Source organism: Pseudomonas sp. B8(2017) (assembly GCF_002113575.1).
GTDB classification, from domain to species: domain Bacteria; phylum Pseudomonadota; class Gammaproteobacteria; order Pseudomonadales; family Pseudomonadaceae; genus Aquipseudomonas; species Aquipseudomonas putida_Z.
In genome coordinates this window covers 111,639-133,468 of the sequence record NZ_NEIO01000001.1, presented here as the reverse complement: position 1 = coordinate 133,468, position 21,830 = coordinate 111,639, and the positions used below count along the sequence as shown (strand labels likewise).

The 21,830-nt window shown below is 63.8% G+C and carries 21 protein-coding genes and 1 pseudogene; 11 read left to right on the top strand and 11 right to left on the bottom strand.

Annotated features, from left to right (window positions below; genetic code table 11):
- Window positions 1-18 precede the first annotated feature (18 nt).
- Complete coding sequence (gene alr / locus CAG22_RS00645) at window positions 19-1,092, bottom strand: alanine racemase (RefSeq protein WP_085703994.1); 1,074 nt, start codon at window positions 1,090-1,092, stop codon at window positions 19-21.
- 148 nt (window positions 1,093-1,240) lie between these two features.
- The gene (dadA, locus tag CAG22_RS00640) at window positions 1,241-2,545 is read right to left on the bottom strand and encodes a D-amino acid dehydrogenase (protein ID WP_013974779.1); all 1,305 of its coding nucleotides are present in this window, start codon (window positions 2,543-2,545) and stop codon (window positions 1,241-1,243) included.
- Window positions 2,546-2,701: 156 nt separating this feature from the next.
- On the opposite strand from dadA, the gene dadR reads away from it, so the two are divergent.
- Window positions 2,702-3,190 carry a transcriptional regulator DadR gene (dadR, locus tag CAG22_RS00635; protein ID WP_003258963.1) on the top strand — a complete coding sequence of 163 codons (489 nt, stop codon included), beginning with the start codon at window positions 2,702-2,704 and terminating at the stop codon, window positions 3,188-3,190.
- 2 nt (window positions 3,191-3,192) lie between these two features.
- Here dadR and CAG22_RS00630 read toward each other — a convergent pair whose 3' ends face one another.
- Window positions 3,193-3,546 carry a YkgJ family cysteine cluster protein gene (locus tag CAG22_RS00630; RefSeq protein WP_013974780.1) on the bottom strand — a complete coding sequence of 118 codons (354 nt, stop codon included), beginning with the start codon at window positions 3,544-3,546 and terminating at the stop codon, window positions 3,193-3,195.
- 198 nt (window positions 3,547-3,744) lie between these two features.
- On the opposite strand from CAG22_RS00630, the gene CAG22_RS00625 reads away from it, so the two are divergent.
- Complete coding sequence (locus CAG22_RS00625) at window positions 3,745-5,037, top strand: FAD-binding oxidoreductase (RefSeq protein WP_085588791.1); 1,293 nt, start codon at window positions 3,745-3,747, stop codon at window positions 5,035-5,037.
- A 144-nt stretch (window positions 5,038-5,181) separates the two neighbouring features.
- Here CAG22_RS00625 and CAG22_RS00620 read toward each other — a convergent pair whose 3' ends face one another.
- The gene (locus CAG22_RS00620; protein ID WP_085615949.1) at window positions 5,182-5,412 is read right to left on the bottom strand and encodes a DUF1127 domain-containing protein; all 231 of its coding nucleotides are present in this window, start codon (window positions 5,410-5,412) and stop codon (window positions 5,182-5,184) included.
- Window positions 5,413-5,590: 178 nt separating this feature from the next.
- Between CAG22_RS00620 and CAG22_RS00615 the strand changes: the two genes are divergently transcribed.
- Both CAG22_RS00615 and CAG22_RS00610 read left to right on the top strand, forming a co-directional pair.
- Window positions 5,591-7,021 (top strand): PLP-dependent aminotransferase family protein, encoded by a 1,431-nt coding sequence (locus CAG22_RS00615; protein ID WP_170929250.1) that lies wholly within the window; start codon window positions 5,591-5,593, stop codon window positions 7,019-7,021.
- A gap of 60 nt (window positions 7,022-7,081) precedes the next feature.
- Window positions 7,082-8,638: a phospholipase D family protein gene (locus tag CAG22_RS00610; protein WP_085703992.1), complete on the top strand. Its 1,557-nt coding sequence runs from the start codon at window positions 7,082-7,084 to the stop codon at window positions 8,636-8,638.
- Between the two features lie 119 nt (window positions 8,639-8,757).
- On the opposite strand, the gene CAG22_RS00605 is transcribed toward CAG22_RS00610, so the two are convergent.
- A complete protein-coding gene (locus tag CAG22_RS00605; protein ID WP_085588798.1) occupies window positions 8,758-9,897 on the bottom strand; it encodes an MFS transporter in 1,140 nt (379 codons plus the stop codon).
- A 202-nt stretch (window positions 9,898-10,099) separates the two neighbouring features.
- Window positions 10,100-11,593, bottom strand: coding sequence for an aldehyde dehydrogenase (locus tag CAG22_RS00600; protein ID WP_013974786.1), 1,494 nt, complete (start codon window positions 11,591-11,593; stop codon window positions 10,100-10,102).
- A 196-nt stretch (window positions 11,594-11,789) separates the two neighbouring features.
- Here CAG22_RS00600 and CAG22_RS00595 point away from each other — a divergent pair, with 196 nt between their 5' ends.
- The gene (locus CAG22_RS00595; protein ID WP_003258971.1) at window positions 11,790-12,149 is read left to right on the top strand and encodes a cupin domain-containing protein; all 360 of its coding nucleotides are present in this window, start codon (window positions 11,790-11,792) and stop codon (window positions 12,147-12,149) included.
- 169 nt (window positions 12,150-12,318) lie between these two features.
- Here the strand turns inward: CAG22_RS00595 and rpmG are convergent, their stop codons facing one another.
- Both rpmG and rpmB read right to left on the bottom strand, forming a co-directional pair.
- Complete coding sequence (rpmG, locus tag CAG22_RS00590) at window positions 12,319-12,474, bottom strand: 50S ribosomal protein L33 (protein ID WP_003253507.1); 156 nt, start codon at window positions 12,472-12,474, stop codon at window positions 12,319-12,321.
- A gap of 10 nt (window positions 12,475-12,484) precedes the next feature.
- A complete protein-coding gene (rpmB, locus tag CAG22_RS00585; protein WP_003258972.1) occupies window positions 12,485-12,721 on the bottom strand; it encodes a 50S ribosomal protein L28 in 237 nt (78 codons plus the stop codon).
- A gap of 361 nt (window positions 12,722-13,082) precedes the next feature.
- On the opposite strand from rpmB, the gene CAG22_RS00580 reads away from it, so the two are divergent.
- Window positions 13,083-14,690: an ABC transporter substrate-binding protein gene (locus CAG22_RS00580; protein ID WP_085703989.1), complete on the top strand. Its 1,608-nt coding sequence runs from the start codon at window positions 13,083-13,085 to the stop codon at window positions 14,688-14,690.
- A gap of 123 nt (window positions 14,691-14,813) precedes the next feature.
- Here CAG22_RS00580 and radC read toward each other — a convergent pair whose 3' ends face one another.
- Window positions 14,814-15,494 carry a DNA repair protein RadC gene (gene radC, locus CAG22_RS00570; RefSeq protein WP_025341108.1) on the bottom strand — a complete coding sequence of 227 codons (681 nt, stop codon included), beginning with the start codon at window positions 15,492-15,494 and terminating at the stop codon, window positions 14,814-14,816.
- Window positions 15,495-15,622: 128 nt separating this feature from the next.
- On the opposite strand from radC, the gene coaBC reads away from it, so the two are divergent.
- The 4 genes and pseudogenes from coaBC (at window position 15,623) to argB (ending at window position 19,743) form a co-directional block, all read left to right on the top strand.
- Complete coding sequence (gene coaBC, locus CAG22_RS00565; RefSeq protein WP_003253409.1) at window positions 15,623-16,834, top strand: bifunctional phosphopantothenoylcysteine decarboxylase/phosphopantothenate--cysteine ligase CoaBC; 1,212 nt, start codon at window positions 15,623-15,625, stop codon at window positions 16,832-16,834.
- Window positions 16,835-16,839: 5 nt separating this feature from the next.
- On the top strand, window positions 16,840-17,295 hold the full coding sequence (gene dut / locus CAG22_RS00560; RefSeq protein ID WP_015272329.1) for a dUTP diphosphatase: 456 nt from the start codon (window positions 16,840-16,842) through the stop codon (window positions 17,293-17,295).
- Between the two features lie 144 nt (window positions 17,296-17,439).
- Window positions 17,440-18,807, top strand: a pseudogene (locus CAG22_RS00555) (phosphomannomutase/phosphoglucomutase); the annotation flags it as partial.
- A gap of 30 nt (window positions 18,808-18,837) precedes the next feature.
- Window positions 18,838-19,743 carry an acetylglutamate kinase gene (gene argB / locus CAG22_RS00550; RefSeq protein WP_003258198.1) on the top strand — a complete coding sequence of 302 codons (906 nt, stop codon included), beginning with the start codon at window positions 18,838-18,840 and terminating at the stop codon, window positions 19,741-19,743.
- A gap of 180 nt (window positions 19,744-19,923) precedes the next feature.
- Here argB and pyrE read toward each other — a convergent pair whose 3' ends face one another.
- Window positions 19,924-20,565 (bottom strand): orotate phosphoribosyltransferase, encoded by a 642-nt coding sequence (gene pyrE, locus CAG22_RS00545; protein WP_003253405.1) that lies wholly within the window; start codon window positions 20,563-20,565, stop codon window positions 19,924-19,926.
- An 80-nt stretch (window positions 20,566-20,645) separates the two neighbouring features.
- On the opposite strand from pyrE, the gene CAG22_RS00540 reads away from it, so the two are divergent.
- Window positions 20,646-21,425, top strand: a complete 780-nt coding sequence (locus CAG22_RS00540; protein ID WP_003253401.1) for an exodeoxyribonuclease III — start codon at window positions 20,646-20,648, stop codon at window positions 21,423-21,425.
- Between the two features lie 32 nt (window positions 21,426-21,457).
- On the opposite strand, the gene CAG22_RS00535 is transcribed toward CAG22_RS00540, so the two are convergent.
- Window positions 21,458-21,826 (bottom strand): DUF4870 domain-containing protein, encoded by a 369-nt coding sequence (locus tag CAG22_RS00535; RefSeq protein ID WP_003258195.1) that lies wholly within the window; start codon window positions 21,824-21,826, stop codon window positions 21,458-21,460.
- Between the last annotated feature and the right edge of the window lie 4 nt (window positions 21,827-21,830).

Sequence of the window (21,830 nt, the reverse complement as noted above, 5' to 3'; positions counted from 1 at the left end):
CCTGTCCGCTTCAGCGTGTCATTCGCCGACGTAGTCCCGAGGTACCCGCTTCAGGTTGCAGAAAATCTGGTACGGAATGGTACCCGCGTGCGCAGCCACTTCACTGGCCAGCACATGCTTGCCCCAAAGTTCGACGGGGCTGCCGACGGTGGCTTCCGGCACGTCGGTCAGGTCGATGCTGAGCATGTCCATCGACACCCGGCCGATCAGTTGGGTGCGCTTGCCGGCGACCAGCACCGGGGTACCGTTGGGCGCCTGGCGCGGGTAGCCATCGGCATAGCCCATGGCAACCACACCAACGCGGGTTGGCCGTGGGCTGACGAACTTGGCGCCATAGCCCACCGGCTCGCCGGCAGGCAGTTCGCGCACGCTGATCACCCGCGATTGCAGGGTCATCACCGGTTGCAGGCGCTCGGCCTCGACCTGGGCCACTTCGAACGGTGTGGCACCGTACAGCATCAGGCCCGGGCGCACCCAGTCGCTGGGGGCCTGCGGCCAGCCCAGCACACCGGGGGAGTTGCGCAGGCTGCACTCGGCGGCCAGGCCCTGGCGGGCGGCCTCGAACACGGCGATCTGCTGGGCGGTAGCGTCGGCATCCAGTTCGTCGGCGCGAGCGAAGTGGCTCATCAGCACGATGCGTGCGACCTTGCCGCTGGCCAGCAGGCGCTGGTAGGCCTCGTGGTAGTCCTTGGGGTGCAGGCCGACGCGGTGCATGCCGCTGTCGAGCTTGAGCCAGACGGTGAGCGGCTTGTGCAGCTGGGTCTTTTCGATCGCTTCCAGTTGCCACAGCGAGTGCACCACGCACCACAGGTCGTGTTCGGCGATCAGGGCCAGTTCGCTGGCTTCGAAGAAGCCTTCCAGCAGCAGCACCGGGCCCTTGATACCGGCGGCGCGCAGCTCCAGTGCTTCTTCGATGCAGGCCACGGCAAAGCCGTCGGCTTCGGCCTCCAGGGCCAGGGCACAGCGCACGGCGCCGTGGCCGTAGGCGTCGGCCTTGATCACGGCGAGGGCTTTGGCACCGGTCAGTTCACGGGCCAGACGGTAGTTGTGGCGCAGGGCCTGGAGGTCGATCAGGGCGCGGGCGGGACGCATGGCGGCTGCCTTATGGTGGTTCACAGGTTGAAAACGGTGTTGGGTTCTTCGCGGGCTCGCCCGCTCCCACAGGTACTGCACAGTTTTCAATATCTGTGGTGTTCCTGTGGGAGCGGGCGAGCCCGCGAAGAGGCCGGTACAGGCGAACTTACTGCTGGTGAGCCGGCGCAGTCTGCCCGTGCTTGGCCACTTCCGGGCTGTTGCCATAACGGGAAATGTCCAGGCCTTCGGCACTGATCTGCGGCTTCTTGCGCGCAATCAGGTCGGCCAGCAGGCGACCGGAGCCGCACGCCATGGTCCAGCCCAAGGTGCCGTGACCGGTGTTCAGGAACAGGTTGCGGAACGCCGTGGCGCCGACGATCGGCGTGCCGTCCGGGGTCGCCGGGCGCAGGCCGGTCCAGAAGCTGGCCTGGCTCAGATCACCGCCGCGAGGATAAAGGTCGTTGACGATCATCTCCAGCGTTTCGCGCCGACGCGGGTTCAGCGACAGGTCAAAACCGGCAATTTCAGCCATGCCGCCGACGCGGATACGGTTGTCGAAACGGGTAATGGCGACCTTGTAGGTCTCGTCGAGAATGGTCGAGGTCGGGGCCATGTCGGCGTTGGTGATCGGCACGGTCAGCGAGTAGCCCTTCAGCGGGTACACCGGGGCCTTGATACCCAGCGGCTTGAGCATCTGCGGCGAGTAGCTGCCCAGCGCCAGCACGTAACGGTCGGCGGTTTCCAGCTTGCCGTCGATCCACACGCCATTGATGCGGTCACCCGCGAAGTCCAGGCGCTGGATGTCCTGGCCGAAGCGGAACTCCACGCCCAGCTTCACGGCCATTTCGGCAAGCTTGGTGGTGAACAGCTGGCAGTCGCCAGTCTGGTCGTTTGGCAGGCGCAGGGCGCCGGCCAGGATGTCCTTGACGCCAGCCAGGGCCGGCTCGACGCGGGCAATGCCGTCGCGATCGAGCAGCTCGTAAGGCACGCCGGACTGCTCCAGCACGGCAATGTCCTTGGCCGCGGCATCCACCTGGGCCTGGGTACGGAACAGCTGGGTGGTGCCCAGGCTGCGGTTTTCGTAGGCGATACCGGTTTCGGCGCGCAGCTCGTCGAGGCAGTCACGGCTGTACTCGGACAGGCGCACCATGCGCTCCTTGTTCACCGCGTAACGGCTGGCGGTGCAGTTGCGCAGCATCTGTGCCATCCACAGGTACTGGTCGACGTCGCCGGTGAGCTTGATGGCCAGGGGCGCGTGGCGCTCCAGCAGCCATTTGATGGCCTTCAGCGGCACGCCTGGGGCGGCCCAGGGCGAGGCATAGCCGGGCGAGATCTGGCCTGCGTTGGCAAAGCTGGTTTCCATGGCCACCGCCGGCTGGCGATCGACCACCGTTACTTCGAAACCTTGCCGGGCCAGATAGTAGGCACTGGCGGTTCCGATCACACCGCTACCAAGTACCAGAACTCGCATCGTTTTATCCCTCGCACGCGGCGCGCCGCAGACTTTTATTGAAATGGCATGAATGCGCGCAGTATAGGAATTTGAAGGCAGTGCAATTCACTATATAAAAGCCTATTATTGGCGAGAATTCTCGGCAAAATCGCCTTTCACGGAGGGGCATCCCCTATGAGAACCCAGCACCAGAGCAAGCGTGAACTGGACAAGATCGACCGTAACATCCTGCGTATCCTGCAGAATGACGGGCGTATTTCCTTCACCGAACTGGGCGAGAAAGTTGGGCTTTCCACCACCCCTTGCACCGAGCGGGTCCGCCGCCTGGAGCGCGAGGGCATCATCATGGGCTACAACGCCCGCCTGAACCCGCAGCACCTCAAGGGCAGCCTGCTGGTGTTCGTGGAAATCAGCCTGGACTACAAGTCGGGCGACACCTTCGAGGAGTTCCGCCGCGCGGTGCTGAAACTGCCCCACGTACTGGAATGCCACCTGGTTTCAGGCGACTTCGACTACCTGGTGAAGGCGCGTATTTCCGAGATGGCCTCGTACCGCAAGCTGCTCGGCGACATCCTGTTGAAGCTGCCGCACGTGCGCGAATCGAAGAGCTACATCGTGATGGAAGAGGTGAAGGAGAGCCTTTGCCTGCCGATCCCGGACTGAAGTCAGACCAGCACCTGGCGGGTGGTGGCAATGAACTGATGGACCAACTGCTCGGCAGCGGGCTCGATCATCTGTTCAGGGCCACGACCGCGCGGGCAGGCCAGGCGCGGGGTGGTGCCGAACAGGCGGCAGATCATCGGGCGCTCTTCATACACCGTGCAGCCGTTGGGGCCCAGGTGCACACAGTCCAGGCGCTCCAGGGCGGCGTCCTGCTCGGCCTGGGACTTGCGCGGCAGGCGGGCCATTTCTTCCGCCGAAGTGGTGACCGGGCCGCAGCAGTCGTGGCAGCCGGGCTCGCACTCGAAGGAAGGGATGAGTTCGCGCAGGAAGTGGATCTTGTGGCGGTTGCAGGACATGGCAAGGTACAAGTTTGAGAGCTGAGGTTGGATTATAGGGCCAATCGCCGGCAAGCCGGCTCCCACAGGTACCCCGCCGGTCTCAAGTGCCACGCGGACCCTGTGGGAGCTAGCTTGCCGGCGATGAGGCCGGTTGCCCCTCCCCAAAGCCCCGGCTTATCCTCCTCCCCTCAGCCCACCAGCCTCAGGACCTGCCCAATGATCCACAGCGCGCAGCACGCCGCCTCCTATTACGCCGCCAGCAGCGCGCCACACCCCGACCACTCCTTCCTGCAAGGCGAGCACAGCGCCGACGTGTGCATCGTCGGCGGCGGCTACTCGGGCCTGAACACCGCCATCGAACTGGCCGAACGCGGCTTCTCGGTCATCCTGCTGGAAGCGCGCAAGCTCGGTTGGGGCGCCAGCGGGCGCAATGGTGGGCAGCTGATCCGTGGCGTCGGCCACGGCCTGGAACAATTCCTCCCGGTCATCGGCGAGGAAGGCGTGCGCAGCCTGAAACTGATGGGCCTGGAAGCCGTGCAGATCGTCCGCGAGCGGGTCGAAAGGCATGCCATCGCCTGCGACCTGACCTGGGGTTACTGCGACCTGGCCAACAAACCCGCCGAACTGCTGGGCTTTGCGGAGGATGCTGAAGAACTGCGCAGCCTCGGCTACGCACATGAACTGCGCCTGGTCGGCAAGGACGATATCCACAGCGTGGTCGGCGCCGACTGCTATGTCGGCGGGCTGGTCGACATGGGCTCCGGGCACCTGCACCCGCTCAACCTGGCACTGGGTGAGGCTGCCGTGGCCAGCCGCCTGGGCGTGAAGCTGTTCGAGCAGTCCGAGGTCACACGCATCGACTACGGCCCGGAAGTACAGGTACACACCGCCCAGGGCCGGGTGCGCGCCAAGACTCTGGTGCTGTGCTGCAACGCCTACCACAACGACCTCAACCGCGAACTGGGCGGCAAGGTGCTGCCAGCCGGCAGCTACATCATCGCCACCGAGCCGCTGGGCGAGGAACGTGCCCGTTCGCTGCTGCCGCAGAACATGGCGGTGTGTGACCAGCGGGTGGCACTGGACTATTACCGCCTGTCCGCCGACCAGCGCCTGTTGTTCGGCGGTGCCTGCCACTATTCAGGCCGCGACCCGAAGGACATCGCCGCCTACATGCGGCCAAAGATGCTCAAGGTTTTCCCGCAACTGGCCGACGTGCGCATCGACTACCAGTGGGGCGGCATGATCGGCATCGGCGCCAACCGCCTGCCACAGGTTGGCCGCCTGGCCAGCCAGCCGAACGTGTATTACGCCCAGGCCTACTCCGGCCATGGGCTCAACGCCACCCACCTGGCTGCGCGCCTGCTCGGCGAAGCCATCAGCGGCCAGGAAAGCGGGCGGTTCGACCTGTTTGCCAAGGTGCCGCACATCACCTTCCCCGGCGGCCAGCACCTGCGCTCGCCGCTGCTGGCGTTGGGGATGCTGTGGCATCGCCTGAAAGAGCTGATCTGAAAGCTGCGCACTGCCCCTTGTGGGAGCGGCCTTGCGTCGCGAAAGGGCTGCGAAGCAGCCCCGGCAATTCATGCAGTGATGCAAATATCCTGGGGCCGCTGTGCGGCCCTTTCGCGACACAAGGCCGCTCCCACAACGATCGCATCAGTCTTTCCAGAAGGGCTTACGCCCCTCGGTCCGGGCCTGCTCCCAGCTCAGCCCGACATCGCGCAACTCGTCATCGGTCAACTGCAGCAGCGCCCTGCGGGTGTGCCAGCGATGCAGCATCAGCCCCCAACGCCCCAACCCTTCCGGCGCGTTGAACACCTTGGCTTGCTGCCCGGCTTCCAGTTCCTTGGCCAACAGTTGCAAGCGCACATCGCTCATGCCACCCATCACCGCATCCTCTCGTTCAGTTGATACCGTGGAGAAAGCATGCGCGTCGACAGCACCGGCAATACAGATCCAATACAGCCTTATTATTCCCATACAGAATTGGCCGCAGGCCGACTGAATGCTGTATTTTCAGCGCAACTGTACCGGTCGCCACGCTATTGCAGCGAAGGAGTATGCCGTGACCCTTTACCTGAACCTCGCCGAGCTGCTCGGTGCGCGCATTGAACAGGGCCTCTACCGCCCCGGCCAGCGCCTGCCGTCAGTGCGCGCCCTGAGTGTGGAGCACGGGGTCAGCTTGAGCACCGTGCAGCAGGCCTACCGCATGCTGGAAGACAGCGGCATGGTTTCGCCCCGGCCCAAGTCCGGCTACTTCGTCAACGACCACCGCCACCTGCCAGCCCTGCCCGCCGTCAGCCGCCCGGCCCAGCGCCCGGTAGACATCTCGCAATGGGAGCAGGTGCTGGAACTGGTGCGCAGCACCCCACGCCAAGGCGTGATCCAGCTCGGCCGCGGCATGCCCGACATCGACAGCCCCACCCTCAAGCCACTGCTGCGCAGCCTCGCCCAGCTGAGCCGGCGGCAGGACATGCCCGGCCTGTACTACGACAACATCCACGGCAACCTGGCCCTGCGCGAACAGGTGGCCCGGCTGACGCTCGACTCCGGCTGCCGCCTGGGCCCGGGCGACCTGGTGATAACCACCGGCTGCCATGAGGCGCTGTCATGCAGCATTCGCGCAGTGTGCGAGCCGGGCGATATCGTCGCGGTCGACTCCCCCAGCTTCCACGGCGCCATGCAAACCCTCAAGGGCCTGGGCATGAAAGCCCTGGAAATCCCCACCGACCCGGTCACCGGTATCAGCCTGGAGGCGCTGGAGCTGGCCTTGGAGCAGTGGCCGATCAAGCTCATCCAGATCACCCCCAGCTGCAACAACCCGCTCGGCTACATCATGCCCGAGGCCCGCAAGAAGGCCCTGCTGAGCCTGGCCCAGCGCTACGACGTGGCGATCCTCGAAGATGATGTATACGGCGACCTGGCCTACACCTACCCGCGCCCACGCACCCTCAAGTCGTTTGACGACGACGGCCGCGTGCTGCTTTGCAGTTCGTTCTCCAAGACCCTCGCCCCCGGCCTGCGGATAGGCTGGGTGGCACCCGGTCGTTACCTGGAGCGGGTGCTGCACATGAAGTACATCAGCACCGGCAGCACGGCCAGCCAGCCGCAGTTGGCCATTGCCGACTTCATCGCCGGCGGGCACTACCAACCCCACGTGCGGCGCATGCGCAGCCAGTACCAGCGTGGCCGCGACCTGATGAGCGACTGGGTAACCCGCTACTTCCCGGCGGGCACCCGGGTCAGCCGGCCGCAAGGTGGCTTCATGTTGTGGGTGGAATTACCCGAACATTTCGATACGCTGCGCCTGAACCGGGCTTTACTGGAGCAGGACGTACAGGTTGCCGTGGGCAGCATCTTCTCGGCCTCGGGCAAGTTCCGCCACTGCCTGCGCATGAACTTCGCCGCGCGGCCGACGCCGCAGATCGAAGCCGCCGTGCGCAAGGTTGGTGAAACCGCCCTTCGTCTACTGGATGAAGAAAGCGCCGGCGCGTAACTTTGCGCCGCCCGCCACGGTCCAACCTATCAAGCCTTTGCTGCACAGGACGATCCACCCTTGAGACTCCAGCGAGCCCTGCCTCTGCTGTTGGTGCTACTGCTCGGCCTTGCCGGCTGCGCCAGCGTCGGCACGCCCCGCGAAACCAGCCAGGCGCTACCTGCCAACGACTCGGCCTTCGGCCGCTCGGTACTGCGCCAGGCCGCCCCCTACGGCGGCCGCTCGGGCTTTCGCCTGCTGCCCAACAGCAACGAGGCGTTCCGCGCCCGTGCCGAACTGATCCGCAACGCCCAGGCGAGCATCGACCTGCAGTACTACATCGTCCACGATGGCCTCAGCACCCGCGCCCTGGTGCATGAACTGCTTCGCGCCGCCGACCGTGGCGTGCGCGTGCGCATCCTGCTCGACGACACCACCAGCGACGGCCTGGACGTCATCATGGGTACCCTCGATGCCCATCCGAACATCCAGATCCGCGTGTTCAACCCGCTGCACCTGGGCCGCAGCACCGGCGCGACACGCGCGGTGGGCCGCCTGTTCAACCTGTCGCGCCAGCACCGGCGCATGCACAACAAGCTGTTCCTGGTGGACAACAGCATGGCCATCGTCGGCGGGCGCAACCTGGGCGATGAATATTTCGATGCCGAACCCAACCTCAACTTCACCGACATCGACTTGCTGGGCGTCGGCCCGGTGGCCGAACAGCTCGGCCATAGTTTCGACCAGTACTGGAACAGCGCCCTGAGCCGGCCGATTACCGACTTTCTCTGGCGCGACCCGGATGCCAGCGACCTGCGCGCCAGCCGCCACCGCCTGGAAATTTCACTCGCCGAAGCCAGGACCCAGCGCAAAGCCCTGTATGACCGCTTGATGGCCTACCAGTCGCAGCCGCGCCTGGATGTATGGCGCAACGAGCTTATCTGGGCCCACGCCCAGGCGCTGTGGGATGCGCCGAGCAAGGTGCTGGCCGATGACGAACCGGACCCGCAATTGCTGCTGACCCAGCAACTGGCCCCTGACTTGAGCAAGGTGCAACACGAGCTGATCCTGGTATCGGCGTACTTCGTACCCGGCGAGTCCGGCCTGCTGTACCTGACCCACAGCGCCGACGCGGGCATATCGGTCAAGCTGCTGACCAACTCGCTGGAGGCTACCGACGTGCCGGCAGTGCATGGCGGCTATGCACCATACCGGCGGGCACTGCTGGAGCATGGCGTACAACTGTATGAGCTGCGCCGCCAACCCGGTGACCCCAGCGCCCGGCACAGCTTGAGCTTCCATGGCAGTTCGGACTCGAGCCTGCACAGCAAGGCGATCGTGTTCGACCGGCGCAAGACCTTCATCGGCTCGTTCAACTTCGACCCGCGTTCGGTGTTGTGGAATACCGAGGTCGGGGTGCTGGTGGACAGCCCGGAGCTGGCCGAGTACACCCGCGCACTGGCGGTACAGGGCATGGCCCCGGCCTTGAGCTATCAGCCGACGCTGGTGGGTAACCAGATGGTGTGGGTGACCGAGGAAAATGGCAGGCGGCGCATGCTCACATCCGAACCGGGCGGGATGTGGCGGCGGTTCAATGCCTGGATCAGCAAGGCGGTAGGCTTGGAGAAGATGCTGTAGCTGATGGCCTCATCGCCGGCAAGCCAGCTCCCACAGGGACTGCACAGCATTCAAGGCCTATGGAGAACCTGTGGGAGCTGGCTTGCCGGCGATGGGGCGCAAAGCGGCCCAAAAAACCATCAGGCAGAGGCAGGCTCGAAGGCCCCGCGCCGCCGGGTCAACACCACCAACCCCGCGGCCCCCGCCGCCATCAGCAACGGCAACGCATGCCCGCTGATCCACTGGCTGCCTGCCCCGGCCAGCAGCGGCCCGAGCAGGCAGCCAATACCCCACAGCTGCGCCACATGGGCGTTGGCCCGCACCAGCGCATCATCCCGGTAGCGCTCACCAATCAGCACCAGCGACAAGGTGAACAAGCCCCCCGCACTGGCCCCGAACAGCACCCACAGCGGCCAGATCGCCGGTGTATGCAGCAGCAACGGAATCGCCAGGCTGGATACTAGCAGGGTCACCGCACAGCCGGTGAACAGGGCGCGCCGCGACATATGGTCGGCCAGCGCACCGATGGGCAGTTGCAGCACCGCATCGCCCACCACCACGGTACTGACCATGAACAGGGCGATTTCAGTGGTAAAGCCTTGCTGCAGGCAATACACCGGCAGCAAGGTAAGGATCATCGCCTCGAACGAGGCAAATAGGGCAATGGCCCAGGCGATCACCGGCAAGCGCCGGCAGAAGGCGAACAGGTCGCCGAAGGTGACGCTGCAGGCCTCTGTGCTGGGTGCCCCGCCACGGCCCAGGAGAATCAGCGGCGCCACCAGCAGCAGGCCGGTAGCGGCCCAGAAGCCGAAGTCGTCATCCGAGCCGAGAAAGCCCAGCACCAGCGGCCCGGCCAGCTGGCTGAGCGCATAGCTGCTGCCATACAGCGCCACCAAGCGGCCGCGCCATTGCTCGATCACCAGTTGGTTGATCCAGCTTTCGCCGAGGATGAACACCACGGTCAGTGACATACCGATCAGCAGCCGCAACAGCAGCCACAGCGGGTAGCTGGGCAGCAGTGCGACCAGGCCGATCGACAGCGCCCCGCCCCACAGGCACAGGCGCATGGCCGAGGGCACGCCGACCCAGCCGGCCAGGCGGCTGGCCAGGCTGGCACCTACCAGCACGCCCAGCGCCGGCATTGCAGCCATCACGCCGATGGCGAAGCTGCCGTAGCCCCAGGCCTCCAGGCGCAGGGATACCAGCGGCATGCTCACGCCGAGTGCCAGCCCGACGCTTAGCACCGATGCCAGTACGGCGAAGTAGGTACCCCAACGCATTGCAGCCTCCCAGGCAGAACTCTTGAACAGCAAAAACGACGAAGCCGGGGCAGCGTGAGCCGCCCCGGCTATTTTTGGGGCTGCTGTGCAGCCCATCGCCGGCAAGCCCAGCTCCCACAGGTACAGCGCTGGCCTCAAGGGCTGCGAATAACTTGTGGGAGCTGGCTTGCCGGCGATTGGGCCGCAAAGCGGCCCCTTACGATTACAACTTGATCCAGGTCGCCTTCAGCTCGGTGTACTTCTCCAGCGCATGCAGCGACTTGTCACGGCCGTTGCCCGACTGCTTGAAGCCACCGAACGGCGCGGTCATGTCGCCGCCGTCGTACTGGTTGACCCAGACGCTGCCAGCACGCACGGCACGGGCGGTCTTGTGGGCCTTGGAGATGTCCGAGGTCCAGATGCCAGCGGCCAGGCCATACGGCGTGTCGTTGGCAATGGCGACGGCTTCTTCGGCGGTATCGAAAGCGATCACCGACAGCACCGGGCCGAAGATTTCTTCCTGGGCGATCTTCATGGCGTTGGTCACGCCGTCGAAGATGGTCGGCTCGACATAAGTGCCACCGGTTTCTTCCAGGGTGCGCTTGCCGCCGGCCAGCAGCTTGGCGCCGTCCTTGTGGCCAGCCTCGATGTACGACAGCACGGTGTTCATCTGCTGGGTGTCGACCAGGGCACCGACAGTGGTCTGTGGGTCCAGCGGGTTGCCTGGCTTCCAGCCTTTCAGGGCCTCGACCACCATCGGCAGGAACTTGTCCTTGATCGAACGCTCGACCAGCAGGCGCGAGCCGGCGGTGCACACTTCGCCCTGGTTGAAGGCGATGGCGCTGGCGGCAGCTTCGGCGGCAGCTTGCAGGTCCGGAGCGTCAGCGAAGACAATGTTCGGGCTCTTGCCGCCGGCTTCCAGCCAGATGCGCTTCATGTTCGATTCGCCCGCGTAAACCATCAGCTGCTTGGCGATCTTGGTCGAACCGGTGAATACCAGGGTGTCGACGTCCATGTGCAGGGCCAGGGCCTTGCCCACGGTGTGGCCGTAGCCTGGCAGCACGTTCAGCACGCCAGCCGGGATACCGGCTTCGATGGCCAGCTGGGCGATGCGAATGGCCGTCAGCGGCGATTTTTCGGACGGCTTGAGCACTACCGAGTTACCGGTGGCCAGGGCCGGGCCGAGCTTCCAGCAGGCCATCAGCAGCGGGAAGTTCCACGGTACGATGGCACCGACCACACCCACCGCTTCGCGGGTGACCAGGCCGAGCTGGTCATGCGGGGTCGGGGCGACTTCGTCGTAGACCTTGTCGATGGCTTCGGCAGTCCAGTGAATGGCATTGGCCGCGCCAGGTACGTCGATGCTGGAGGAGTCGCCGATCGGCTTGCCCATGTCCAGGGTTTCCAGCAGCGCCAGCTCTTCGACGTTCTTGCGCAGCAGGTCGGCGAAGCGGATCAGCTTGGCCTTGCGCTTGGCCGGGGCCAACTGCGACCACACGCCGGAGTTGAAGGTGGCACGGGCGTTTTCCACAGCGCGGTTGGCATCGGCCAGGTCGCAGCTGGCAACCTTGGCCAGGAAGCGTCCGTCGACCGGGCTCAGGCACTCGAAGGTTTCACCGGATGCGGCATCGGTGTATTCGCCGTTGATGAAGGCACGGCCTTCGATCTTCAGTTGCTGGGCACGTTGTTCCCAGTCCGCACGAGTCAGGGTGGTCATACGAAACTCCTCCTCTTGTATAGGTGCAACGCCGCACTGAGGACTCACAGGCGTTGTCAGAATTCTGCCCAAGCGTCGAGGGCATTTTAGCTACCGACACCCTAAACCAGCCCGTGTAAACTATCAATATATTTGACACGAATGGCTCAAAAGCCTACTCATGTGCATTTTATTAAACAACAACAGGAGCCGAACCATGAGCATCGACAGCATCATCGACTTCGCGCAGGTCATTACCGAGGCCGAACGCTACCGCCCGGCGGCGGAAAAAATCCTCAAGGGCGAGCCCGACCAGGCTGTCTACAACCATTATTCCAGCCCCTGCGGGCAGTTTGCCGCGGGCGTGTGGGAAGGCGAGGTGGGGCAGTGGACGGTGAACTACACCGAGCATGAGTACTGCGAGATCGTCCAGGGCGTTTCGGTGCTGCGTGACCAGGATGGCGGAGCCAAGACCCTGCGTGCCGGTGATCGGTTTGTCATCCCGGCCGGATTCAAGGGCACCTGGGAGGTGCTGGAGCCTTGCCGCAAGATCTATGTGATGTTCGAGCAGAAATGATTTGAGGCTGTGCCGGCCTCTTCGCGGGTGAACCCGCTCCCACAAGGATTTCACCGCCCTAAAGGCTTGTGATGTACCTGTGGGAGCGGGTTTACCCGCGAAGAGGCCAGCACAGGCATAAAAAAACCCGCCTCCTTTCGGATGCGGGTTTTTTCAGGTCGCCGATCAATTACTTGATCTTGGCTTCCTTGTACACCACGTGCTTGCGAACAACCGGATCGTATTTCTTGATCTCGATTTTGTCCGGAGTGGTGCGCTTGTTCTTGTCGGTGGTGTAGAAGTGGCCAGTGCCAGCACTCGAAACCAGACGGATCAATTCACGCATGACGTTCTCCTTAGAACTTTTCGCCGCGAGCGCGCAGCTCGGCCAGCACTACGTCGATACCACGCTTGTCAATAACGCGCATGCCTTTGGCAGATACGCGCAGACGCACGAAACGCTTCTCGGATTCAACCCAGAAACGGTGGTGCTGCAGGTTCGGCAGGAAACGACGACGGGTTTTGTTGTTTGCGTGGGAAATGTTGTTCCCGGTTACTGGACCCTTACCAGTAACTTGACAGACTCTCGACATGACTCAGCCCTCTAAAACCACATGCCCAACCCGGCATGGGTTGGCCGCTTAATCTCTCAGTCTTTGGCGCCTAGGCGCCGTGATTCTGGAGGTCTTATCGACCGGATCCGCTTATGCGACAGGCCGAGCCCCTAGAAAAGAGCGCTGCTTTATACCAGAAAGACTTGGCCGCAACAACATTAGATGCACATTGTCACGAGCCGGAACGCGCCGGGCCAGCATAGCGGCAGGCCCCGCCAGCCGTCGACCGCCCGTCGCCAATTTTGTAAAAAAGGGTGTGGTCATTTTCCGACGGGCACACTAGGGTAGGCCTTTTCCAGACTGCACTGGCAGATGGGCCACTGACAGCCAAGGAGCCACTATGCGTGCTGCCGCCCTTTCCTTATTGTTCAACTCCTTGTTCGCCGCCGGCGCCCTGTTCGCCGCCGGCGTTGCCCAGGCCGCCCCGCTGAGCGTCTGCAGCGAGGCCAGCCCCGAAGGCTTCGACGTGGTGCAGTACAACTCGCTGACCACCACCAACGCCACGGCCGATGTGCTGATGAACCGCCTGGTGGAGTTCGACGCGGCGCAAGGCAAGGTGGTGCCGAGCCTGGCGACCAGTTGGACGGTATCGGCCGACGGCCTGATCTACGACTTCACCTTGCGCGATGACGTGAAATTCCACACCACCGCCTACTTCAAGCCAAGCCGCGCACTGAACGCCGACGATGTGCTGTTCAGCTTCCAGCGCATGCTCTACCCCGCCCATGCCTGGCACAAGACTGCGCCAGGCGGCTACCCGCATGCCCAGTCGCTGCAACTGGGCAGCCTGATCAAGGCAATCGAGGCGCCGGCACCGAACACCGTGCGCTTCACCCTCAGCCACCCGGACGCCACCTTCCTGGCCACCCTGAGCATGGGCTTCGCCTCGATCTACTCCGCCGAGTACGCCGACAAACTGCTCAAGGCCGGCACGCCGGAGAAGCTCAACAGTCAGCCGGTCGGCACCGGGCCGTTCATCTTCCAGCGCTTCCAGAAGGACGCCGTGGTGCGCTATCGCGCCAACCCCGACTACTTCGCCGGCAAGCCGGCGGTCGACCCGCTGATCTTCGCCATCACCACCGATGCCAACGTGCGCCTGCAGAAGCTCAAGCGCGGCGAGTGCCAGGTCGCGTTGTCGCCCAAGCCGCTGGACATCGCCGAAGCCGGCAAGGACGGCAACCTCAAGGTGGCCACCACCCCGGCGTTCATGACCGCCTTCGTCGCCATCAACAGCCAGCACCCACCGCTGGACAAGCCGGAAGTGCGCCAGGCCATCAACCTGGCCTTCGACAAGCAGGCCTACCTCAAGGCCGTGTTCGAAGACTCCGCGGTGGCCGCCAACGGCCCCTACCCGCCCAACACCTGGAGCTACGCCAAGGACCTGCCCGGCTACCCGCTGGCCCTTAAGAAAGCCAAGGCCCTGCTGACCAAGGCCGGCCTGGCCGAGGGCTTCAGCACCACGATCTGGACACGCCCGTCGGGCAGCCTGCTCAACCCCAACCCCAGCCTCGGTGCGCAGATGCTGCAGGCCGACCTGGCCAAGATTGGCATCAAGGCCGAGATCCGCGTGATCGAGTGGGGCGAGCTGATCCGCCGCGCCAAGGCGGGCGAGCATGACCTGCTGTTCATGGGTTGGGCGGGTGACAACGGCGACCCGGACAACTTCCTCAGCCCGCAGTTTTCCTGCGCGGCGGTGCAGTCGGGGACCAACTTCGCACGCTTCTGCGACAGCCGCCTGGACCAGCTGATCAGCGCCGGACGCACTACCAACGACCAGAGCGTGCGCAGCCGGCTTTACCAGCAGGCACAGACGCTGATCCAGCAGCAGGCGCTGTGGGTGCCGCTGGCGCACCCGACAGCGGCGACCTTGCTGCGCCAAGGGGTCGAGGGGTACCAGGTGAGCCCGTTCGGGCGGTTGGATTTCAGCAAGGTGTCTGTGAACAAGTAAGCCTGCACCGGCCTCTTCGCGGGCTTGCCCGCTCCCACAGGGACAGCACAACACTCAAGGTTGGCGCGATACCTGTGGGAGCGGGCGAGCCCGCGAAGAGGCCGGGACAGGCAGCACAAATGCCTAAGCCACAATCCACCCATGCTCGACCATCGACAGCGGCTCCCCGTCACCGATGATGATGTGATCCAGCACCCGCACATCGATCAACGCCAGCCCCCGCTTCAGCGACAGGGTCAAGTGCACATCGTCCTGGCTGGGCTCACTGTTGCCCGAGGGGTGGTTGTGGCACAGGATCAAGGCCGCTGCGTTATGCAGCAATGCCCGCCGCACCACTTCCCGCGGGTAGACGCTGGCCCGATCTATCGTGCCTCGGAAGAGGATCTCAAACGCCAACGGCCTGTGCTTGGTATCGAGAAAGAGGCATCCGAACACCTCGCTGACTTCATGTCGCAGCATCGCTTTCAAATAGCGCCTCACCGTTGCCGGGCTGTCCATCGCGGATTCACGCTCAATCGAAGTTGCAAGGTGCCTGCGCCCGATCTCCAGCAGCGCCTGCAGCTGGCTGAACCTCACCGGGCCCAACCCAAGCTCGCCGACGAAAGCCTCACGGTCGGCCTCCAGCAACTGGCGCAAACCCCCGAACTTCACGAGCAGACCTCGCGCCAGCTCCACGACATTGCGCCCACGCACACCTGAGCCGAGAAATACAGCCAGCAATTCCGCGTCCGTCAGACTTCCAGCCCCGCGCTGCAGCAACTTCTCCCTCGGCCGCTCTTCAGCCGGCCACTCCCTGATATTCATCCCGTCCCTCTGCCCTTGCTGCGGCCCATTTCGGCCCTGTGTTAATCTATTTCGCCTCGTACATGCGACGTTCTGCCGCAGGCATTTTCAAACGTCGCCGCCCGCTCTCACTGGAAAAAGGCAAGCCTATGCAGCGGCTGTATCGCAAGCGCATCGTTCTCGGCGTGGGTGGCGGCATTGCCGCCTACAAAAGCGCCGAACTGATTCGCCGACTCCTGGAGCACGGCGCGCAGGTGCGCGTCGTCATGACCCGTGGTGGTGCAGAGTTCATCACCCCGCTGACCCTGCAGGCGCTGTCGGGCCACCCGGTGCACATGGACCTGCTCGACCCTGCCGCCGAAGCGGCCATGGGCCACATCGAACTGGCCAAGTGGGCCGACCTGGTGCTGATCGCCCCGGCCACCGCCGACCTCATGGCGCGCATGGCCCAAGGCATGGCCGACGACCTGCTGACCACCCTGGTGCTGGCTACCGATGCCACCGTCGCCGTGGCCCCGGCCATGAACCAGGCCATGTGGCGCGACCCGGCCACCCAGGCCAACCTCGAACTGCTCAAGAGCCGTGGCATCCAGGTGTTCGGCCCGGCGTCCGGTAGCCAGGCCTGTGGCGATGTCGGCCTGGGCCGCATGCTCGAAGCCACCGACCTGGCCTGGTGTGCCGCGGAAAGCTTCAAGCGCCAGGCACTGACCGGCAAGCACGTGCTGATCACCGCCGGCCCGACCCAGGAAAACATCGACCCGGTGCGCTACATCACCAATCATAGCTCCGGCAAGATGGGCTTCGCCCTGGCTGAAGCGGCCGCCGAAGCCGGGGCTCGGGTGACCCTCGTCACCGGGCCGGTGCACCTGCCGACCCCCGACCGGGTCAGCCGTATCGACGTGGTCAGCGCGCGGGACATGCTCGCGGCCTGTGAAGCGGCCATGCCGTGCGACCTGTTCATCGCCTCTGCGGCGGTTGCGGACTACCGCCCGGAAGTCGTTGCCACGCAAAAATTGAAGAAAGATCCTACGACCGGCGACGGCATGCTGCTGCAGATGGTGCGCAATCCCGATATCCTTGCCACCATCGCTGGCCGCGCCGACCGCCCGTTCAGCGTCGGTTTCGCCGCCGAGACCGAACACTTGCTCGATTACGCCACGCGCAAGCTCAAGGACAAGAACCTCGACCTGATCGTCGCCAATGATGTGGCCAACCCCAGCATCGGCTTCAACAGCGAGGAAAACGCCTTGACCGTGATCGACCGCCAGCAGCACCAGACCCTCTTCGCGCAGACCAGCAAGGGCAAGATTGCCCGGCAACTGGTCGCCTTCATCGCCGAACGGCTCAATCAGGTTCAATAAGTTACATGCACGCTCTTCAAGCCAAGATCCTCGACCCACGCCTGGGCACCGAATTCCCCCTGCCGCAGTACGCCACCCCCGGCTCCGCCGGCCTGGACCTGCGCGCCCTGCTCAAGGAAGACACCGTCCTCGAGCCAGGCCAGACCCTGCTGATCCCCACCGGCCTGTCGATCTACATCGGCGACCCGGGCCTGGCGGCGGTGATCCTGCCGCGCTCGGGCCTGGGCCACAAGCACGGCATCGTGCTGGGCAACCTGGTCGGGCTGATCGACTCGGACTACCAGGGCGAGTTGATGGTGTCGTGCTGGAACCGCGGCAACACCCCGTTCACCATCGCCGTTGGCGAGCGCATTGCCCAGCTGGTGCTGGTACCGGTGGTACAGGCCCATTTCGACATCGTCGAAGCGTTCGATGAAAGCCAGCGCGGTGCTGGCGGCTTCGGCCATTCCGGCAGCCACTGAGCCGAGAAATGACCGTTCAGGCCAAGGATGGCGAACTCTCTGGCGAAACCACCGTCCAAGCGTTCAGTTTGCGCCTGCCCAGAAAGCCTTTGACTAATGGAGCTTCCAGAGATGAACGACATGGCCCACCTGGTACCCGCCGCACTGCCAGACAGCATTTTCCGCGCGTATGACATTCGCGGCGTGGTCGGCAAAACCCTTCACGCCGAAACCGCCTACTGGATCGGCCGCGCCATCGGCGCGCAGAGCCTGGCCCAGGGCGAACCGAAGGTTTCGGTCGGCCGCGATGGCCGCCTGTCCGGCCCGATGCTGGTCGAACAGCTGATCAAGGGCCTGGTCGATGCCGGCTGCCAGGTCAGCGACGTCGGCCTGGTGCCCACCCCGGCGCTGTACTACGCAGCCAACGTGCTGGCCGGCAAGTCCGGTGTGATGCTGACCGGCAGCCACAACCCGTCGGACTACAACGGCTTCAAGATCGTCATCGCCGGCGATACCCTGGCCAACGAACAGATCCAGGCCCTGCTGACGCGCCTGAAAACCAACGACCTGACCCGCGCCGAAGGCCGCGTGGAAAAGGTCGAGATCCTTGACCGCTACTTCCAGCAGATCGTCGAAGACGTGAAGCTGGCCAGGAAGCTCAAGGTGGTAGTGGACTGCGGCAACGGTGCCGCCGGCGTGGTCGCGCCGCAACTGATCGAAGCCCTTGGCTGCGAAGTGATCCCGCTGTTCTGCGAGGTCGACGGCAACTTCCCCAACCACCACCCGGACCCGGGCAAGCCGGAAAACCTCGAAGACCTGATCGCCAAGGTCAAGGAAACCGGCGCCGACATCGGCCTGGCCTTCGACGGTGACGGCGACCGCGTCGGCGTGGTGACCAACACCGGCAGCATCGTCTACCCAGACCGCCTGCTGATGCTGTTTGCCCAGGACGTGCTATCGCGCAACCCGGGCGCCGAGATCATCTTCGACGTCAAATGCACCCGTCGCCTTACCCCGCTGATCGAGCAGCACGGCGGCCGCGCTCTGATGTGGAAGACCGGTCACTCGCTGATCAAGAAGAAGATGAAGCAGACCGGCTCGCTGCTGGCCGGCGAGATGAGCGGTCACATCTTCATCAAGGAACGCTGGTACGGTTTCGACGACGGCATCTACAGCGCTGCACGCCTGCTGGAGATCCTCAGCAAGGCCGGGCAGAGCGCCGAAAACCTGTTCGCCGCGTTCCCGAACGATATTTCCACGCCGGAAATCAATATTGATGTGACCGACGAGGGTAAATTCAGCATCATTGATGCACTGCAACGCGACGCCGACTGGGGCGAAGCCAACCTGACCACCATCGACGGTGTGCGGGTGGATTACGCCCACGGCTGGGGCCTGGTTCGCGCCTCCAACACCACCCCGGTGCTGGTGCTGCGCTTCGAGGCCGACAGCGACGCCGAATTGCAACGTATCAAGGATGTTTTCCGTACTCAGTTGCTGCGGGTTGAGCCTGAGCTGCAACTGCCGTTCTGACCGACTATCTGTTCCTTACAGGAGCCCTGCATGACCCTCGATCGCGATGCCGCTTCCCATGTAGCCGAGGTTTTGTCCGAAGCACTGCCTTACATCCGCCGCTTTGTCGGCAAGACCCTGGTGATCAAGTACGGCGGCAACGCGATGGAGAGCGAGGAGCTCAAGACCGGCTTCGCCCGTGACATCGTGCTGATGAAGGCTGTGGGCATCAACCCGGTGGTGGTCCACGGTGGTGGCCCGCAGATCGGCGACCTGCTCAAGCGCCTGTCGATCGAAAGCCACTTCATCGACGGCATGCGCGTCACCGACTCGGCGACCATGGACGTGGTGGAGATGGTGCTGGGTGGCCAGGTCAACAAGGATATCGTCAACCTGATCAACCGCCACGGCGGCAGCGCCATCGGCCTGACCGGCAAGGACGCGGAGCTGATCCGCGCCCGCAAGCTGACCGTCAGCCGCCAGACGCCCGAGATGACCACCCCGGAAATCATCGACATCGGCCACGTGGGCGAAGTGGTAAGCGTGAACACCGACCTGCTGAACATGCTGGTGAAGGGCGACTTCATCCCGGTGATCGCGCCGATCGGCGTGGGTGCCAACGGTGAGTCGTACAACATCAACGCCGACCTGGTGGCAGGCAAGGTAGCCGAAGCGCTGAAGGCCGAGAAGCTGATGCTGCTGACCAACATCGCCGGCCTGATGGACAAGCAGGGCGAGGTACTGACCGGCCTGACCACCGAGCAGGTCAACGAGCTGATCGCCGACGGCACCATCTACGGCGGCATGCTGCCGAAGATCAAGTGCGCGCTGGATGCGGTGCAGGGCGGCGTCAACAGCTCGCACATCATCGATGGCCGCGTGCCGAATGCGGTGCTGCTGGAGATCTTCACCGACAGCGGCGTGGGTACCCTGATCACCAACCGCAAGCAGCGCTGATTGGTTGGTTAGCCTGCACTGGCCCTATCGCCGGCAAGCCAGCTCCCACAGAGATCCCACAAGATTCGAAACCTGTGGGGTATTTGTGGGAGCTGGCTTGCCGGCGATGAGGCCGGTGCAGACAGAAACAAAAAAGGCGACCTTCACAAGAAGGTCGCCTTTTTCATTCCCAGGCCCGGATCAGATCCCGTACTGCGCCCGGTAAGCCTCGACAGCCGGCAGATGCTGCTTCAGCTGTGGGTCATCGGCCAGGAACTCCAGCACCTGGGTCAGCGAAACGATGCTGACCACAGGGATACCGAAGTCACGCTCCACTTCCTGGATCGCCGACAGCTCGCCATTGCCGCGCTCTTCGCGGTTCAGCGCGATCAGCACGCCAGCGGCCTTGGCCTGCTGGGCATTGATGATCTGCATGACCTCACGAATGGCGGTACCGGCGGTGATCACATCGTCGATGATCAGCACGTCACCGGCCAGCGGTGCACCGACCAGGCTGCCACCTTCACCGTGGTCCTTGGCTTCCTTGCGGTTGAAGCACCATGGCACGTCGAGCTGATGCTGATCGGCAAGGGCCACGGCGGTAGTCGCTGCCAGCGGGATACCTTTGTAGGCCGGGCCGAACAGCACATCGAACGGGATCTTGCTGTCGACGATGGCTGCGGCATAGCAACGGCCCAGTTCGGCCAGGGCGGAACCGGTGTTGAACAGGCCGGCATTGAAGAAATACGGGCTGGTACGCCCCGATTTCAGGGTGAATTCACCGAAACGCAGTACCCCGCGATCGATGGCAAAACGGATGAAGTCGCGCTGATACGGCTGCATGGATAGTCCCGGACACCACGGATTTAGCTAAATGGGTTGAGCTCGGGTATCATACACGCACGAGATTTTTGGGGCCATTTATGCGGATCATCAGTGTGAACGTAAATGGCATTCAGGCTGCGGCCGAGCGTGGTTTGCTCAGCTGGCTGCAAGCCCAGAATGCCGACGTCATCTGCCTTCAGGATACCCGCGCCTCGGCCTTTGAACTCGATGACCCAGCTTTCCAGCTCGATGGCTATTTCCTTTATGCCTGCGACGCGGAGGTGCCTGCCCAAGGTGGTGTGGCCCTGTATTCGCGCATGCAGCCCAAGGCAGTCATCACCGGCCTGGGCTTCGAGACAGCCGACCGCTACGGGCGTTACCTGCAAGCAGATTTCGACAAAGTCAGTATTGCCAGCCTGCTGCTGCCTTCGGGGATGAACGGCGACGAAGACTTGAACCAGAAGTTCAAGTTGATGGACGACTTCGCCAAGTACCTGGACAAACAGCGTCGCAAGCGCCGCGAATACATCTACTGCGGCTCGTTCTACGTGGCGCAGCAGAAGCTCGACATCAAGAACTGGCGTGACAGCCAGCAGTCGCCGGGCTTCCTGGCGCCGGAGCGTGCCTGGATGGACGCGATCACTGGCGAGATGGGTTACGTCGATGCCCTGCGCGAAGTCAGCCGTGAGGGCGACCAGTACAGCTGGTGGCCGGACAACGAGCAGGCCGAGATGCTCAACCTGGGCTACCGGTTCGACTACCAGATCCTCACCCCGGGCCTGCGCCGCTTCGTGCGCAATGCCCGCCTGCCGCGTCAGCCGCGCTTCTCCCAGCATGCGCCGCTGATTGTCGACTATGACTGGACGTTGACCATTTGAATGCGATTGGGGCTGCAGAGCGGCCCTAACTGCTATTTGATCGGCCGCCAGATCATCGGGTAGCGATACGGCTTGCCCTCATTCGCCCGCACAGCCGCAATGATGATCAGGATCATCACCGCGACCATCAGCATGGCGAACAGCACCAGCCCGATGAACACGAACATCAGCAGGAAGCAGATGAACCCGGCAATGGTCACGCTGATCTGAAAATTCAGCGCCTCTTTGCCCTGGGCATCGATGAAAGGGTCTTGCTCGCGCTTGAGGTGCCACAGCACCAGCGGACCCAGCAAGTGCCCGAGCGGCACCACCAGGCCCAGCAGCGCGGAGAGGTGGCAGAACATCGCCCACTGCCGGATTTCGGCATTGGGCGGGGTGATCGACAGGTTCGATTCGCTCATGCCC